We start from the raw sequence: 14,828 nt of genomic DNA on the forward strand, positions 1-14,828 counted from the left end.
CTTCAGTCCGCGACGACGGCGCTGGCGTGGATGTCTGGACGATACCCCGCGCGAAACGCGTTCACGATAGACGGTGGCGTGAGCAGCTTCGCATCATCCAGCGGCCCTGAAGCACGGTTATAGCCCGCGAATGACCACAGCCAAGCTTGTCCATCGGCTATGAGATAACTCTTCTCGCCGACCGCAACCATTGCACCGCTTGGTAATTCACCCGCGATTACAGGCAGTGGATGAAGACGCTTGGCATGCCGATCCAGCCGTTCGCGATGAAGGATTTCATCGATATCCTTGGCATAGGGTTCGGCGTGCCCATTCCCCTCGCCCCACGCATCGCGAAAAGCCACCGCGTCTGAACGGCGGCAATAGAAGCAGGGCCGATGCCCCGCCGCGAACGCCGTTGCTTCATCCAGGAAAAACAGTTCAGTCCAGCTCCGGCTACCCATGACCTTACGTCTGCGGCCCTTGAACTCGCAGACGCATGTAATCCAGGCTTTCGAGGACCAGCGCCGGTTGAGCAGCGTCCGCGTCGCGGGGTCATGAATGATCCCGCGATTGCCGGTAAAGCGGCCGCGATGCGGTGTTGAAACGATCTCACCGAACGGTGTCACGCGATTCTGCAGCGGCATGTCACGCGTCCAGTTAGGACGTCAGCTCAGGACGTCCTGATTGATAACGTTCTCGCGAATGGGAGCGCCATCCAGCGCACTGATGATGTTGCGCGCCGTTTGCAGTCCCATGCGGTCCAGCGCCTCGCGCGTCACACCGGCCACATGCGGCGCAGTGATCACGTTGGCCAAGGTCAGGAGCGGATTGTCCGCCGACGGCGGCTCCTGCTCGAATACATCAAGCCCTGCACCGGCGATCATCCCTTCGGTCAGCGCTGTATAGAGCGCTTTCTCGTCAACGATGCCGCCGCGTGCCGTGTTGATCAGATAGGCCGTGCGTTTCATCTGCTTGAGCTGCTTCGTGCCGATCAGCCCGACGGTGGCAGGAGACTTGGGACAATGCAGCGACACGAAATCCGCCCGCGACAGTGCCGCATTGAGATCAGTCACGCACTCGGCACCGGCAGCCTGGATTTCTTCATTCGTCTTGAACGGGTCATACACCAGCACGTTCATTTCCATCGCCAGCAGCCTCTTGACCAAGCGCGTGCCGATGCGGCCGAAGCCGACCACAAGAGCCGTCCTGCCGAGAAGATCGAACGGAATGGCGCCGAGCCGCTTATTCCACTGATTGCTCTTCACCATCGTGTCCAGTTCGGCAGCGCGTTTGGCCAGCGCCATCATCATGAACAAGGCGGCTTCAGCAACCGACGGTGAATTGGCGGTCCCCGCCGTCATCAGCGGGATATTCTTGGCGCTCAGCGCCGGCACATCGACCGCGTCGTAGCCGACGCCGATGCGCGCGACCACCATCATCTCGCCGGAGGACTCGATCTCGTTCGGACCAAACCGCGTTCCGCCGAGCGCCACCCCGTTGACCGGGGCATGCTGCCGCAGCATCGCATTGAAATCCGGAGCCGAGATGGTGTTGGGAAACTCGATCGCCTCGATGTCGCTGCGCTCCTTGAACAGCGCCCAACCGCCCGGCGCCATCGTCTCCACGATCAAAAGCTTCTTCTTGTTTGTTGCCATTTCATTCCCTGATATTTTTGTCAGTTTTCTATACCGCCATGCCGCCGATCCGGACACCATCGCAGCGATGACATTTCATCCTACACAAAACATGGGATGGCGCCTGCGTCCATCCTTTCAATGGCTTGCCGCCTGACGCTCAGGACGGCAAAATCCCCCTGCGACCGTTCGTCGGATCGGGTCAGCAAACAAGATCAAAATCAGGAGATGAAACCCGTGACCGAACCCCTTCCTGCCGCATTGCTCGCAGACCTGGCCCGCTACGACACCCCTACGATTTGCAATGCGATGGAAGTTGTCGCCCCTGAGCGCCGCCTGACCGGCTTTACGAGCAAGCCGTTCGTTTGCCCGTTTCCGGACCTGCCGCCAATGGTCGGCTACGCCCGAACCGCCACGATCCGCTCCACGTCTGCCTCCAGCCTGTCCCCGGCCGATGCGCGGGCGCAACGACTGGCCTATTATGAATATGCCGGCACGGGTCCCGGCCCCCGGATCAGCGTGATCCAGGATCTGGACGGCGCAAACATCGGCTTTGGCGCCTTCTGGGGCGAGGTCAACAGCTCGGTCCACAAGGCGCTTGGCTGCCTCGGCGTCGTCACCGACGGCTCGATCCGCGACATCCCGCAGTGGGCTCCGGGATTTCAGGCCCTCGCTGGCATGCTCAATCCATCTCACGCCTACGTCCACCTCGACGGTTTCGGCGACGACGTCTGTGTCCACGGCATGACAGTGCGATCGAACGATCTGATTCACGCCGATCAACACGGAGCGATTGTCATTCCGGCCAATCTCGCCGCGAAATTGCCGGAAGCCGCTGAGCTCTGCGCGCGCCGGGAAGAGCCAATTCTCGGCATCGCCCGCAGCCCCGACTTCTCTCTGGAGAAGCTCAAGGAAGCGCTGGCCCGCTCCGCCGAGATTCACTAAAAGGCGGGCGCGAACGTAAAGTCGCGTAACGAAAGGATCTCGGAATGAAAGTCGCGCTTGGTGTTCTGGTTGGACTCGTGATCGGCTTTCTTGCCATGTACTACTTCAAGAGCGGCCACCTGCCGTTCTGAGTGACCTCAGCGATCTAGATTGCCTCGCACAATCTAGATCGCCTCGTAGGCAAACAGCGTTGCGATCACCGTGATGCTGACAAGGCCCGCCAGAAAAAACTGATCGGCCAGCTTCTCACAATGCGCACCGATCCGCTTGCGATCTGAAAAGCGGATCGATAAATAAGATGCCGCCGAGCTGACAAGAAACAGCAGCGCAGCGAGTGCCGCATATTCATCGACGTGACTAGGACCGATCCTGGCTTCCACCAGTTTGACCAGACCGATGAAAGTCGTGCAGATTCCGATCATGGTCGCCGACGTCGGCAGGATGTGCCGCGACAGCTCCTGGGTGACCCGCAATTGCCCCTGATGATCCGTCATTGCAACCTTCTTTTTTGAACCCGAATGCGGTTCCATCCGTTATGGTGGAGATCTAGCATTGTCCATCATTCGAGTTTTTGATGCCCGCCTCTCCCCTGTATCGTGCCGCGACCAACCATTCCGCCCTGGGTCCCGACTTTTACGATATCGTCGCTCCGGCTTCGTTTCCTCAACACGTCCTGCGCTACCGCAATCAGCGCGCGGCCAAGTCCGTTGGCCTGGATACGCTGACCGACGAAGAATGGATCGCGCATTTTGGTCGCTTCGCGCCGCTGCCCGACAGCTTCGTGCAGCCGCTGGCGTTACGCTACCACGGCCATCAATTCCGCGTATACAACCCTGACCTCGGCGATGGCCGCGGCTTCCTGTTTGCGCAATTGCGAGATGTGCGCAATGGGCGCCTGCTCGACCTTGCCACCAAGGGAAGCGGTCAGACACCGTGGTCGCGGACTGCCGACGGGCGTCTCACGCTGAAGGGCGGCGTGCGGGAAGTCCTCGCCACGTCGATGCTGCAGACCTTGGGCGTGGACACCTCGAAATCGTTCAGCCTGGTGGAAACTGGAGAGTCGCTCATTCGCGGCGACGAGCCGTCTCCCACACGCGCGTCGGTTCTCGTTCGGCTCAGCCACTCGCATATCCGGATCGGCAGCTTTCAGCGCCAGGCCTTTCTCAAGGAGAACGCCAATATCGAGAAACTGCTGGACTACACCATTCGCACCTACATGCCCAATATCTGGAAGGACGATACGTCGGCACGCGCGTCCGCGTTTCTTGAGGAAGTCTGCCGACGCGTGGCGCGGGTCGGCGCCCAGTGGATGGCGGCGGGTTTCGTGCATGGCGTTCTGAACACCGATAACATCAACGTCACCGGCGAGAGCTTCGATTACGGACCGTGGCGCTTTCTGCCCGTACTCGATCCGGAATTCACGGCGGCCTATTTCGACGAGACCGGGCTTTACGCTTACGGACGGCAGCCCGACGCCCTGTTCTGGAATCTGACACGGCTCGCCGAGTGTCTGCTTCCGATTGCTGAGCGCTCAGGCCTCGAACAGGCGCTTGGGACATTCGAGCCGGTCCTGCGCCAGGAATTCACTGGGGCCCTGCTCAAGCGCCTTGGGGTCGAGTCAAAGGATCCACAGCAGGACGCAGAACTGGCACGCACGGTCTGGATGTTCCTGTCGGAAACGAAGGCCCCATTCGAGCAGACCTTCTTCGACTGGTTCGGCGGCCTTGCCAGCGCCGATCGCGCGGCCAAAAGCCCGTCGAAAGAATACTATGACAATCCGGCGTTTGCGCCGGTCAGGGACATGCTGCAACACTTCTCACCCCGCACGCACATCGATCTCAATCATCCGTTCTTCGCAAGATCGGAAGCCTGCACGATGTTGATCGATGAAGTGGAAGCGATCTGGAAGCCGATCGCGGAGACCGACGACTGGTCGGCCTTTCACGCCAAACTCGAAGCCATTGATCAGATGGAAGAGGCTTACGCGCTCTAAAGCGTTTTCGAGCGAAGTGGTGACCGGTTCGCGTGAAGAAAACGCGTCAAAACAAAAACCTAGAGAAAATGGCGGGATTACCCTCCCGCCATTTTTGTTTGCCCGATCGTCAGGCGACCTTCTGCGCCGCGGCGACGTTTCCATCGAGAAAACCGGTCAACCGGCCGCGAATGATGCGTTCGGCGTCGAGCATGATGCGGTCGATCAATTCCTTTACTGTCGGAATATCGTGGATCAATCCGACCACCATGCCGCAACTCCAGGCGCCGGCATCCATGTCGCCCTCGATCATCACCTTGGGATAGACGCCCGCGACCTCCTCGACGATATCTGCGATTTTGAGGTTCGCACCCTTCTCCCGCTCAATCTCGAGAAGGCGTTCAACATTCTTGTTGTTCAACACCCGTTCGGTATTGCGGAGCGCGCGCATGATCAAACGCGTGTCGAGTTCAGAGGCCGCAACCAGCGCCTTTTTCACGTTATCATGGACCGGCGCTTCCTTCGTGGCAATGAAGCGCGTCCCCATGTTCATGCCCTGGGCGCCCATGGCAAGTGCGGCCACAAGACTGCGCGCATCCGCCATACCGCCCGACGCCACGAACGGAATCTTCAATTCCTCCGCGGCGCGCGGCAGCAAGATCATGTTCGGCATATCGTCTTCGCCGGGATGGCCGCCGCACTCAAAGCCGTCGACGCTGACGGCGTCGCAGCCGATCGCCTCGGCCTTCAGCGAATGGCGAACCGACGTGCACTTATGGATGACCTTGATCCCAGCGGCCTTCAGCGCAGGCATATATTGTTCGGGGCTGCGCCCTGCGGTCTCGACGATCTTGACGCCACCTTCGCGAATGGCAGCGATGTATTCCGGATAGGGCGGCGATGTGAAGGCGGGAAGAAACGTGAGGTTCACGCCGAACGGCTTGTCGGTCATGTCGCGGCACTTCGCGATTTCCTTCGCGAGCAATTCCGGTGTCCGCTGGGTCAGCCCGGTGATGATGCCGAGACCGCCGGCATTGGACACTGCAGACGCCAGTTCCGCGAAACCGACATAATGCATCCCACCCTGGATGATAGGATGTTGGATACCGAACAATTCCGTGATCGCCGTCTTCATTCTCTGCTTCTCCCGAGGTGCTTTCCCTATCGTTAGCTTAGCTTGCGATCCCCTGAGTGCCCAGACAGGACATCTTGGTCACGTGAGAACCGTGCAATTCGCCCCAATTTTTCACCTCCAAGCGGTGGCGGAGGCCGGTCGTCCGGTGTATCAGGGCACCAACAACTCCATCTTACAGCAGCGGAATTTCGTTTGACCCAGCCCCCTTCCAAGCCCTTCGTCGACGTGCTTACCGGCCATCGGCAGCCCGTCCCGCCTGTCTGGATGATGCGGCAGGCAGGCCGTTACTTGCCCGAATACCGCGAGCTGCGCGCGCGCGCCGGAAGCTTTCTCGATCTGTGTTTCACGCCGGAGTTTGCCGCCGAAGTCACGTTGCAGCCGATCCGCCGCTTTAACTTCGATGCCGCGATTATCTTCTCGGACATCCTCGTCATCCCCCATGTGCTGGGACGCGAAGTGCGTTTTGAAGTGGGCGAAGGCCCGCGCCTCGATCCACTCGATACGCCTGAAAAGATCAAGGCGCTCGCAACCGCAGCCGACTTTGTAAAACTCGAACCTGTGTATGAAGCATTGCGCCGCGTTCGCGGTGAACTCAGCCCCACAACCGCGCTGATCGGATTTTGTGGCGCCCCATGGACCGTGGCCACTTACATGGTCGCCGGCAAAGGCACGCCGGATCAGGCTCTCGCGCGCATGCTTGCCTATCGCGAACCTGACGCGTTCGCACGGATCATCGACGTCCTGGTGGAAAATTCGATTCAATATCTGCTCGGACAACTCGCAGCCGGAGCGGACGTGCTGCAGATCTTCGACACATGGGCCGGCGTGTTGCCGCCGCGCGAGTTCGAGCGCTGGTCCATCGAGCCGACGCGCCGCATTGTCGAGGGCGTTCGCAGCAAAGTCCCCGACGCCAAGATCATCGGCTTTCCGCGAGGCGCGGGCGCTCAATTGCCGTCCTACGTCGAACGCACGGACGTCAATGGTGTGAGCATTGACTGGGCTGCGGAGCCTTCATTTGTCCGCGAGCGCGTGCAGAGCCGCCTTGCCATCCAGGGCAACCTCGACCCGCTGGTGCTGATTGCCGGCGGAGCAGCCCTGGATCGCGCGGTCGACGATGTGCTGGAAAACTACGCCGGCGGTCGATTGATCTTCAATCTCGGCCACGGCATTCAGCCCGAAACGCCGATTGCCCATGTGGAACAGATGCTGAAGCGGGTGCGGAGTTATAAGGGTTAAACTGGCCGCGAGCGTTCGATGATCTCGGCCGCGCCCTTATGCAACAGATCGAATGCCACAGCGCGGCCGAGCTCCCGTGGCTTGTTGGCCGGTCCGCTGCGCGTTGCCTCGATCAGGTGACCGCCCTGCTCGTCCAGCACAGACGCGGTGAGCGACATTTCTGAGCCGTTGATGGTCGAAAACCCCGCGATCGGCGAGTTGCAGTGGCCATTGAGAATCCAGAGCACCTCGCGCTCGGCATCCGCGCTCAAATGCGCGGCCGGATCGTCGATCGACGAAAGGTTCAATCGCGTTTGCCAGTCGTTCGCTGCGCATTCCACCGCGACGATGCCTTGGCCCACCGACGGCAACATTTCCTGCGGCGAGAAATCATGGACGATGCGATCCGCCAGGCCGACACGCTCCAACCCGGACCGCGCCATGATCAGCGCGTCGGCTGGTCCGACTTCGCCGCCGCCGGCGAGCCGCTGCATTTCACCTCCGTCGAGCTTGCGCACACGCGTATCGGCAGCGCCGCGAAAATGAATGACTTCGATCTCCGGAAACAGACGCCGCACATAGGCTGCGCGCCGCACCGCATTGGTGCCGATCTTGAAGCCCTTGCCCTTCGAGCGCTTCAAGTCGTCCAGTGAGAGGTCTTTTCGCAAAACCAATGCGTCAGTGGCCGGATCGCGTGCCAATGTCGCGCCGATCACCAGCCCCGGCGTGTCTTCATTGCCGGGCATATCCTTCAGCGAATGCATCGCCGCATGCAATTTGCCTGCGATCACCGCCTGGCGGATCTCGGCAACGAAGGCCCCGCCCTTACCGCCATGCGAGAGCAGTTTGCTGGTCTGATCGCTGTCTCCGCGGGTCTCGAATTTGACGATCTCGACCTCGACATTGGGAGAAGCCGCCGTCATGCGCCGGGCGATTTCTTCCGTTTGCGCAAGCGCCATGGCGCTCTTGCGCGTGCCGATCCGCATTGAAACTTTTACCACGTCCGCTCCATCCAAACCGCGCGAAAGGATCGCGACGCGTTGAGTGGCGCAGAATACGGCGTGCCGTCCCGCAGTGCAAATATGTCTGCGCAGGATTTGCCCCCTCTCCGACAGGGAGAGAGGGCAGAAAGTCGCTACGGCTTAGTTCGCCGTCAGACGTTGAGGGTATCGCCACCCTTGAGATGCAGGATTTCACGGGCTTCGTCCGGCGTCGCGATCTGAAGGCCAAGGCCCTCGACGATCTGCCTGGCCAGGCGAACCTGTTCCGCGTTGGATTCAGCCATACGGCCCGGCGCGGCCCACAGAGAGTCTTCCAGTCCGACGCGGATGTTGCCGCCCATCGCCGCAGCCATGGCTGCGATCGGCAACTGGTTGCGGCCCGCGCCAAGCACCGACCACTTGTATTTGTCGCCGAACAGACGATCCGCCGTGCGCTTCATGTGCATCACGTCTTCGGGATCGGCACCGATGCCGCCCTGCAAGCCAAACACCGTCTGAATAAACAACGGTGCCTTCACCAGCCCCTGATCAAGGAAATATTTGAGGTTGTAGAGATGCGCCGTGTCATAGCACTCGAACTCGAAACGCGTGCCGCTGCCCGACAACGTCGTCAGCACATATTCGATGTCCTGGAACGTGTTGCGGAACACGATGTCCTTGTTTTCGACATGCTTGCGCTCCCATTCGTGTTCGAAGGTTTTGAAACGATTGAGCATTCCGAAGAAAGCGAAGTTCATCGATCCCATGTTGAGCGAGGCGACTTCCGGTTTGTAGACCGCCGCCGGGCGAACGCGTTCATCCACCGTCATGGTCGGCGAACCGCCGGTCGTGAGGTTGATCACCGCGTTCGAGCGCTGCTTGATCACCTTGAGGAATGGCGCGAAGGCCTCGGGGCTCTGGTCGGGCTGACCGGTCTTGGGATTGCGCGCATGAAGATGGACGATGGCGGCACCAGCTTCCGCTGCACCGATGGCTGCATCGGCGATTTCCTGCGGCGTCACCGGCAAGGCCTTCGACATCGACGGCGTATGGATCGCACCGGTCACGGCGCAAGTAATGATAACTTTACGGCTCATTTTCTTCTCTCTTCTTTCTTTTTTGCGGGCGGTTAAATCACGACTTCTTCTGATTGACCTTGTGCGCAGCCAAGGCGGCGAGGCGTTCGTTGCGCCACGTGGTCAGCTTGGCAATACGCTCCGGGGTCGGCTGGTGCGGCCATGCCTTGATCACACGATCGGCATTGGGGCTGGTGTAGACATCCGGGCCGGCGGACGCAGCCGCGAGCTCTTTATAAAAGCCCGTGTAGCGCGCGCAGTAATCCGGAATGCCGCCCGGTGCGTTGAGTTCGATGGTCTCCAGCGGCCCCATGAATGACCACCGCGTTCCGAGGCCATCCTTCACGGTATAGTCGAGATCTTCCGCGGAGATGTAGCCCTCGCCCACGAGGCGGAACGCCTCCGCCAGCAATGCGCCCTGCAGGCGATTGAGCACGAAGCCGTTGATCTCACGGTTCACTGTGACGGGCACCTGCCCGATCTCGCGATAAATTTCTCGTGCACGCGACACGGACTCGGGCGACGTCCAGGGCGCGCCACAAAGCTCGACGAGCGGAATGAGATGTGGCGGATTGACCGGGTGGCCCACCAGGCACCGCGCCCGCCCCTTCAGATTTTCCGTAAAGCGCGACGCGATGATGGCCGAGGTCGACGACACCAGCAGCGCATCCGGTGGCGCAAGCTGGTCGAGTTCGGCGAACATCGCGATCTTGTCTTCGACCTTTTCAGGGCCGTTCTCCTGCACGAAGGAAACGCCTTTCACCGCTTCGGCAAGGCTCCCCGCCACCGTGATACGTGCCGCGGCTCCTTCAGGATCATCCGCAAGACCGTGCCGGTTCAGCGCGTGGAGCTCATCGCGGATCAGGCCTGGGGCAGCCTTTAAGGTCGGCGCATGCGGATCGGTCAGCCGCACATTCCAGCCGGCACGGGCGAAGATCGCCGACCATGCCCGGCCGATCAGGCCGACACCAACGATTGCTACATTCTTATTGTTCGACATGTTTTTTCTTCTCTGTCCTTACAACCACAGCACCTTGCGCCGCAAATCGAGATCGTCCCGCAGCGCCTTGGACGGGCCTTCATGAATGATCCGGCCCCGCTCCAGCGCCACTGTGGTATCCGACAATGCCAGCGCCAAGTCGAGATGATGATCGACAATGATGATCGCAACTTCGTTACGCAAACGATCGAAGGTTTCGAACAACTGCTCTACCACCGCAGGGGCCAATCCCTCGAACGGCTCGTCAAGCAACAGCACGCGAACATCGCCGGAGAGCGCGCGGGCCACCGCGACCATCTGCTGTTCGCCGCCGGAGAGATAATCCGCCGGACTATCGAGGCGCTCGCGAATGCGCGGGAAGTACTCGTAAATGCGCTCGCGCGTCCAATGCACGCCATTCCCAGTCTGCCGCTTCAGGCCGCCGAGTTCGAGGTTCTGTTCAACCGTCATGCCGGCGAACAGGCCGCGCCCCTGTGGCACGTAACCGATGCCGAGACGCGCGCATTCTGCAGAAGAGCGGCCGACCAGTTCGGAGCCCGCGAGCTTGATCGAGCCATGGGAGGCAGGTGCGATGCCAACCAGCGTCTTCAACAAGGTCGATTTTCCGGCGCCGTTACGGCCCAGCAGCGCAATGATCTCGTTTTTGTGCAGCGTGAAGCCGACACTGTTGAGAATATGGCTCTTACCGTAGAAGGTATCGATGCCGTCCACCGTCAGCAACGCCTCGGCCTTCGCGGACGTCTCTCGGGGACGTGCCGCAACGGCGGCCGCTCCTGAACCGATATAGATCTCCTGAACCTTCTTGCTGCTGCGCGCATCCTCCACCGTTCCGTCGAGCAGAACACGTCCCTCGTTCATGACGGTGACATGATCGGCCAACGCGAATACGCGGTCGATATCGTGCTCCACAAGTAGCACCGGCAGGTCGGCCGATATGCGCTTGATGATGGCGCCGATGCGCTCGCGCTCTGCGGCTGCAAGCCCCGCAAGCGGTTCGTCGAGCAACAGAACACGCGGCGCGGTGGCCAGCGCCACACCCATATCGAGCAACCGTTGCCCGCCATAGGAGAGTGCCCCCGCCTGCGCCTTTTCGATCCCGGCAAGGCCGAGATAGCGAATGACCTCATCGGTCTCGCGATTGATCTCGTCGATCGAGAGCGCGTTGGTGAATGGATCGAACCTATGTGGATTACGCGCCTGCACTGCTAGCCGAATGTTTTCGCCGACGCTCAGTTCCGGGAACAGGTTGGTGATCTGGAAAGATCGGCCGATGCCTGCGGTTGCGATCTCTTCCGGGGTATGCCCGGCAATCGGCTGCCCCATCAGCGAGGCCTCGCCCTCATCGGGCGGAAACATGCCCGAGAGCAAGTTGAAGGCCGTGGTTTTGCCCGCACCATTCGGGCCGATCAAGGCGTGCAGGGTCCGGTCGGCAATGGAGATGTTGACGCCCTGCACAGCCTTGATGCCGCCGAAGCTCTTCACCATATCGCGCGCGGCAAGCACCGGACCATTGGCAACAGTCTTTGGCCGCAGGAATTCCGGCAATGGCAAAGCCTCGACCTTGCGCGCGGACATTGCAGCTTCTTCCGTGACCTTCTTGCGGAACGGCGCAAGGAGCTTCTCCCCAACACCGACAAGGCCTGTGGGTGAGAAGATGATGAAGCTGACGAATACCAGACCAAGCCAGAGCAGCCAGTTTTCGGTGTAGATGCTCAGGAATTCGCGGAACAGAATATAGAACAGCGCGCCAAGCGCCGGACCAAGGAAACTCCGCATGCCGCCGATGACGACCATCGCAAGGAGTTCACCTGAAAACGCTACCGATACCGGATCGGCCGAGGTCATCCGGTTCTTGTAGAGCAGCAGAATGCCCGCAAGACCTGTGAGTGCCGCCGACAACACGAAGGCCATCAGCTTGTAGCGGTTGGTCGGGTAGCCAAGGAAGCGCGCGCGTTGCTCGTTCTCACGGACCGCGACAAGCACGCTGCCGATTGTCGAATTGTGGAAACGCCACAACAGAAACAACACCGCAAAGGCGATCAGCGCGACGAACCAGTAATAAGTCGTCTGCGAGTCGAGATCGAACCCCAAAATTGTCGGCCGGGTGATACCACCCAGCCCATTCTCACCACCGGTCACATCGGTCCAGCGGAACGACACGGTGTAAAGCATCGCCGCAAGAGCAAGCGTCAGCAGCGAGAAGTACACGCCTCGCCTGCGCAGGATCAGATAGCCAAGCGGAATGGCGACAGCACTGGTGATCAGAACGCCAAGAATGGCCGGACCGAAAAACGATCCTGGCATCAGCTTGAGCTGGATCAGCCCCGCGGCATAGGCGGCGAACCCGAACCACGCGCCGTGGCCGAACGACACCAGCCCGGTGTGACCGACAAGAATATTGAGCGCCATGCAGGCGATGCCGAACACCACAACTTCCGTCGCGGAGGTCATCGTCAGACCGAGCGCCAGCAGGATGGGCGGCAAGACCAGAAGACAAGCCGCAGCAATCACCAATTGAACAGGAAAACGCTTGAGCATCGCGCGCCTCACTCGAAACGGGTGATACGCTCGCCGAACAGACCGCGCGGCCTGAACAGAAGCACCAGAAGCATGAGAAGATAGATCGCGGCGGTTGACGCAGCTGAATAGCCGATACCGACCATCACGCCCTTGACGACGCCGACGAGGATCGCCGCCACGACAACGCCCCAGAACGATCCGAGACCACCGATCACCACCACCACAAAGGCCGGCGTGATGATCTCATTCCCCATCGCGGGATGGATCGCGTAGATCGGCGCGAGCAATACGCCCGCCAGTCCCGCAAGGCCGATACCGAGCGCGGCAATCCCCGCCATGTAGGGCTGCAGTGAAATGCCGAGCGCGCCCACCATGTCCGGGTTCTGCACGCCCGCGCGAACTACGCGGCCGAACGGTGTCAGCCGTAACAACACCCACAATCCCGCGATACAGCCGGCAGCGATGCCGAGCAGCACGACGCGATAGAATGAGTAGATGAAGCTCCCGATGAACACCTGCCCGCGCAGCGCCTGCGGGATCGAATAGGACAATGGGGGCGCCCCGAAAATCATGCGCAACGCCTGTTCAGCGACCATCGCCAGGCCGAATGTCAGCAGAAGCGACAGAATAGGATCAGCGCGATAAAAACGCTGGAACAGCAAGCGCTCAATGACGATGCCAAGCAAGGCAACCGCCACGGGCGACAAGATCAGCGCGCCGCTGAAGCCGAGATACGGCGAAATCACCAGCGTCAGATATGCACCGATCGCAAAGAAAGCGCCGTGTGCAAGATTGACGATGCCGCCGAGCGAGAAGATCAGCGATAACCCCAACGCGATCAGCAGATAGTAGACACCGTCAAGCAGCCCGTTGAGGACCTGCTGGGCTAGCAGAATAGCGGACATGGCAATGGCCCCGCGACCGATGGACTTCGCGCCAAGCGCGTGTCGGGTAAATCAGCAAAACTGTGAGATGAGCCCGCGCTCTTCAAACGTAAGCCTGAAGAGCGCGGCAACAGCCTATGTCGGGAAGACGCAGGTATTTTCTTCCTTGGTCGCCGCGATGACCTCGAGATCCTCGTTCGGACCGGGCACCGGGCCGCTCGACGTGAAAATATCCCACTGGTTCTTGATCTTCTCCGGCGGCAGCGCGGTGATGGCGTACATTTCGTGCATCAGCTGATGATCCGCTGCACGGAAATAGCCCTGCCGGGTCTTCAGCACGTCGAACTTCGCACCCTTTTCGAAGTGCTCGACCACCTTCGACGACTCCGACGACTTCAATTCATTGAATGACTGCGCCACGATCTTGGTTGCGATGTAGTCGCCCCAGGCCTGGTTCTCCGGCGGCTTGGAGTACTTCTTGGTGAAGGCGCCGACAAATGCCTTGGTACCCGCAGTGTCGATCAGATGATGCCAGACTGACGGCCAGGTGCCGACGAAATTGCCCTTGCCCGCGGCCCAGGCGAGCGCTGTGTCGAAGCCGAAGCCGCCGACTGGAAAGGTCAGTCCGAACTCGGCGTATTGCTTAAGGAAGTTCGTGACCTGGTTACCGGAGAGGTTGATAACGACGAGATCCGGCTTGGCCTCACGGATCTTGAGGAGATAGGCCGAAAAGTCCGTCGCATCCGTCGGCACCAGATCGTCACCGGCGAACTGACCGCCATTGGCTTCCATGAAGCGCTTGGCGACGCGCAACAGGTCGTGACCGAAGGCATAGTCCGCCGTGAGCGAGTACCACTTCTTGCCCTTGACCAGTCCGTCTTGCATGAAGGAGCGGCCGACAGATTTCACATACATCGAGTTCTGCGACTCGACGTGGAACATGTAGCGCTTACAATCCGAACCGCGCAGCGCGTCGGAGTTCGCGCCGGTGTTGATGAACAACGTCTTGTTGCGCTGGGCGACCTGCGCAATGGTCAGCGCCGAAGCCGACGAGATCTCGCCGATAATGCAAGTGACCTTGTCGCGCTCGATCATGCGCTCGGCTTTGGTCGATGCCGTCTGCGGATTGACCGAGTCTTCCTTCAGCAGTTCGACCTTTCGGCCCATCACACCGCCCGATGCGTTGATTTCTTCGACCGCAAGATCTGCAGCCATCACCGCGTATTCACCGAGCGGCCCGAGAAATCCGGTCCGTGGCGTCAAATGTCCGATGCGGATCACATCCGACGACTGTGCCCGCAAAATCGATGGAGCTGACACGCTCGACATCACCGCCAGTCCGCCGGCGGTCTTCAGCAAAGCACGTCGCGTGAATTTGTTCTCGAAAGACATACCCTTCTCCCTGTGACGGCCGCATCGCGCGGCGCTTTTTCTTTCCGGTCGAGCGTCGCGCTTCTTTTTTGGCGCTTATATCGCTTGCCGTGA

13 protein-coding genes are annotated in these 14,828 nt (G+C 60.3%); 3 read left to right on the plus strand and 10 right to left on the minus strand.

The genetic code is table 11. The features are described 5' to 3' along the window. Positions 1 to 2: 2 nt before the first annotated feature. Positions 3 to 626 carry a hypothetical protein gene (locus ACP0KA_RS01950; RefSeq protein WP_424627157.1) on the minus strand — a complete coding sequence of 208 codons (624 nt, stop codon included), beginning with the start codon at positions 624 to 626 and terminating at the stop codon, positions 3 to 5. A gap of 21 nt (positions 627 to 647) precedes the next feature. Next, complete coding sequence (locus ACP0KA_RS01955) at positions 648 to 1,637, minus strand: hydroxyacid dehydrogenase (RefSeq protein ID WP_424627158.1); 990 nt, start codon at positions 1,635 to 1,637, stop codon at positions 648 to 650. A gap of 207 nt (positions 1,638 to 1,844) precedes the next feature. Between ACP0KA_RS01955 and ACP0KA_RS01960 the strand changes: the two genes are divergently transcribed. Further along, on the plus strand, positions 1,845 to 2,561 hold the full coding sequence (locus tag ACP0KA_RS01960) for an RraA family protein (protein WP_424627159.1): 717 nt from the start codon (positions 1,845 to 1,847) through the stop codon (positions 2,559 to 2,561). A gap of 164 nt (positions 2,562 to 2,725) precedes the next feature. Here ACP0KA_RS01960 and ACP0KA_RS01965 read toward each other — a convergent pair whose 3' ends face one another. After that, complete coding sequence (locus tag ACP0KA_RS01965; protein ID WP_424627160.1) at positions 2,726 to 3,055, minus strand: hypothetical protein; 330 nt, start codon at positions 3,053 to 3,055, stop codon at positions 2,726 to 2,728. An 80-nt stretch (positions 3,056 to 3,135) separates the two neighbouring features. Between ACP0KA_RS01965 and ACP0KA_RS01970 the strand changes: the two genes are divergently transcribed. Next, positions 3,136 to 4,554: a protein adenylyltransferase SelO gene (locus ACP0KA_RS01970; protein WP_424627161.1), complete on the plus strand. Its 1,419-nt coding sequence runs from the start codon at positions 3,136 to 3,138 to the stop codon at positions 4,552 to 4,554. 109 nt (positions 4,555 to 4,663) lie between these two features. Here the strand turns inward: ACP0KA_RS01970 and ACP0KA_RS01975 are convergent, their stop codons facing one another. Further along, positions 4,664 to 5,668, minus strand: a complete 1,005-nt coding sequence (locus ACP0KA_RS01975; RefSeq protein WP_424627162.1) for an NAD(P)H-dependent flavin oxidoreductase — start codon at positions 5,666 to 5,668, stop codon at positions 4,664 to 4,666. Positions 5,669 to 5,932: 264 nt separating this feature from the next. Here ACP0KA_RS01975 and hemE point away from each other — a divergent pair, with 264 nt between their 5' ends. Then, positions 5,933 to 6,904, plus strand: coding sequence for a uroporphyrinogen decarboxylase (hemE, locus tag ACP0KA_RS01980; protein ID WP_424631465.1), 972 nt, complete (start codon positions 5,933 to 5,935; stop codon positions 6,902 to 6,904). On the opposite strand, the gene hemC is transcribed toward hemE, so the two are convergent. The 6 genes from hemC to ACP0KA_RS02010 all read right to left on the minus strand — a co-directional run bounded on the left by hemC (position 6,901) and on the right by ACP0KA_RS02010 (position 14,735). Next, positions 6,901 to 7,869: a hydroxymethylbilane synthase gene (gene hemC, locus ACP0KA_RS01985; protein ID WP_424631466.1), complete on the minus strand. Its 969-nt coding sequence runs from the start codon at positions 7,867 to 7,869 to the stop codon at positions 6,901 to 6,903. The two genes, hemE and hemC, sit on opposite strands and share 4 nt — an antisense overlap. A 167-nt stretch (positions 7,870 to 8,036) precedes the next feature. Further along, positions 8,037 to 8,960 (minus strand): 3-keto-5-aminohexanoate cleavage protein, encoded by a 924-nt coding sequence (locus ACP0KA_RS01990; protein WP_424627163.1) that lies wholly within the window; start codon positions 8,958 to 8,960, stop codon positions 8,037 to 8,039. A gap of 37 nt (positions 8,961 to 8,997) precedes the next feature. After that, positions 8,998 to 9,939 carry a 3-hydroxyacyl-CoA dehydrogenase gene (locus tag ACP0KA_RS01995; protein ID WP_424627164.1) on the minus strand — a complete coding sequence of 314 codons (942 nt, stop codon included), beginning with the start codon at positions 9,937 to 9,939 and terminating at the stop codon, positions 8,998 to 9,000. Positions 9,940 to 9,957: 18 nt separating this feature from the next. Continuing rightward, on the minus strand, positions 9,958 to 12,477 hold the full coding sequence (locus ACP0KA_RS02000) for an ATP-binding cassette domain-containing protein (RefSeq protein WP_424627165.1): 2,520 nt from the start codon (positions 12,475 to 12,477) through the stop codon (positions 9,958 to 9,960). Between the two features lie 8 nt (positions 12,478 to 12,485). Next, positions 12,486 to 13,364, minus strand: coding sequence for a branched-chain amino acid ABC transporter permease (locus tag ACP0KA_RS02005; protein WP_424627166.1), 879 nt, complete (start codon positions 13,362 to 13,364; stop codon positions 12,486 to 12,488). A gap of 114 nt (positions 13,365 to 13,478) precedes the next feature. Beyond that, complete coding sequence (locus ACP0KA_RS02010; RefSeq protein WP_424627167.1) at positions 13,479 to 14,735, minus strand: ABC transporter substrate-binding protein; 1,257 nt, start codon at positions 14,733 to 14,735, stop codon at positions 13,479 to 13,481. Between the last annotated feature and the right edge of the window lie 93 nt (positions 14,736 to 14,828).

Source organism: Bradyrhizobium sp. SYSU BS000235 (genome assembly GCF_049747295.1).
Taxonomy (GTDB): Bacteria; Pseudomonadota; Alphaproteobacteria; order Rhizobiales; family Xanthobacteraceae; genus Afipia.

Coding starts and splice junctions, on each gene's coding strand:
- ACP0KA_RS02000 (WP_424627165.1), bottom strand. CDS start 12,477: ATGCTCAAGCGTTTTCCTGTTCAATTGGTGATTGCTGCGGCTTGTCTT.
- ACP0KA_RS01960 (WP_424627159.1), top strand. CDS start 1,845: ATGAAACCCGTGACCGAACCCCTTCCTGCCGCATTGCTCGCAGACCTG.
- hemE (WP_424631465.1), top strand. CDS start 5,933: ATGATGCGGCAGGCAGGCCGTTACTTGCCCGAATACCGCGAGCTGCGC.
- ACP0KA_RS02005 (WP_424627166.1), bottom strand. CDS start 13,364: ATGTCCGCTATTCTGCTAGCCCAGCAGGTCCTCAACGGGCTGCTTGAC.
- ACP0KA_RS01970 (WP_424627161.1), top strand. CDS start 3,136: ATGCCCGCCTCTCCCCTGTATCGTGCCGCGACCAACCATTCCGCCCTG.
- ACP0KA_RS01965 (WP_424627160.1), bottom strand. CDS start 3,055: ATGACGGATCATCAGGGGCAATTGCGGGTCACCCAGGAGCTGTCGCGG.
- hemC (WP_424631466.1), bottom strand. CDS start 7,869: ATGCGGATCGGCACGCGCAAGAGCGCCATGGCGCTTGCGCAAACGGAA.
- ACP0KA_RS01975 (WP_424627162.1), bottom strand. CDS start 5,668: ATGAAGACGGCGATCACGGAATTGTTCGGTATCCAACATCCTATCATC.
- ACP0KA_RS01955 (WP_424627158.1), bottom strand. CDS start 1,637: ATGGCAACAAACAAGAAGAAGCTTTTGATCGTGGAGACGATGGCGCCG.
- ACP0KA_RS01995 (WP_424627164.1), bottom strand. CDS start 9,939: ATGTCGAACAATAAGAATGTAGCAATCGTTGGTGTCGGCCTGATCGGC.
- ACP0KA_RS01990 (WP_424627163.1), bottom strand. CDS start 8,960: ATGAGCCGTAAAGTTATCATTACTTGCGCCGTGACCGGTGCGATCCAT.
- ACP0KA_RS02010 (WP_424627167.1), bottom strand. CDS start 14,735: ATGTCTTTCGAGAACAAATTCACGCGACGTGCTTTGCTGAAGACCGCC.
- ACP0KA_RS01950 (WP_424627157.1), bottom strand. CDS start 626: ATGCCGCTGCAGAATCGCGTGACACCGTTCGGTGAGATCGTTTCAACA.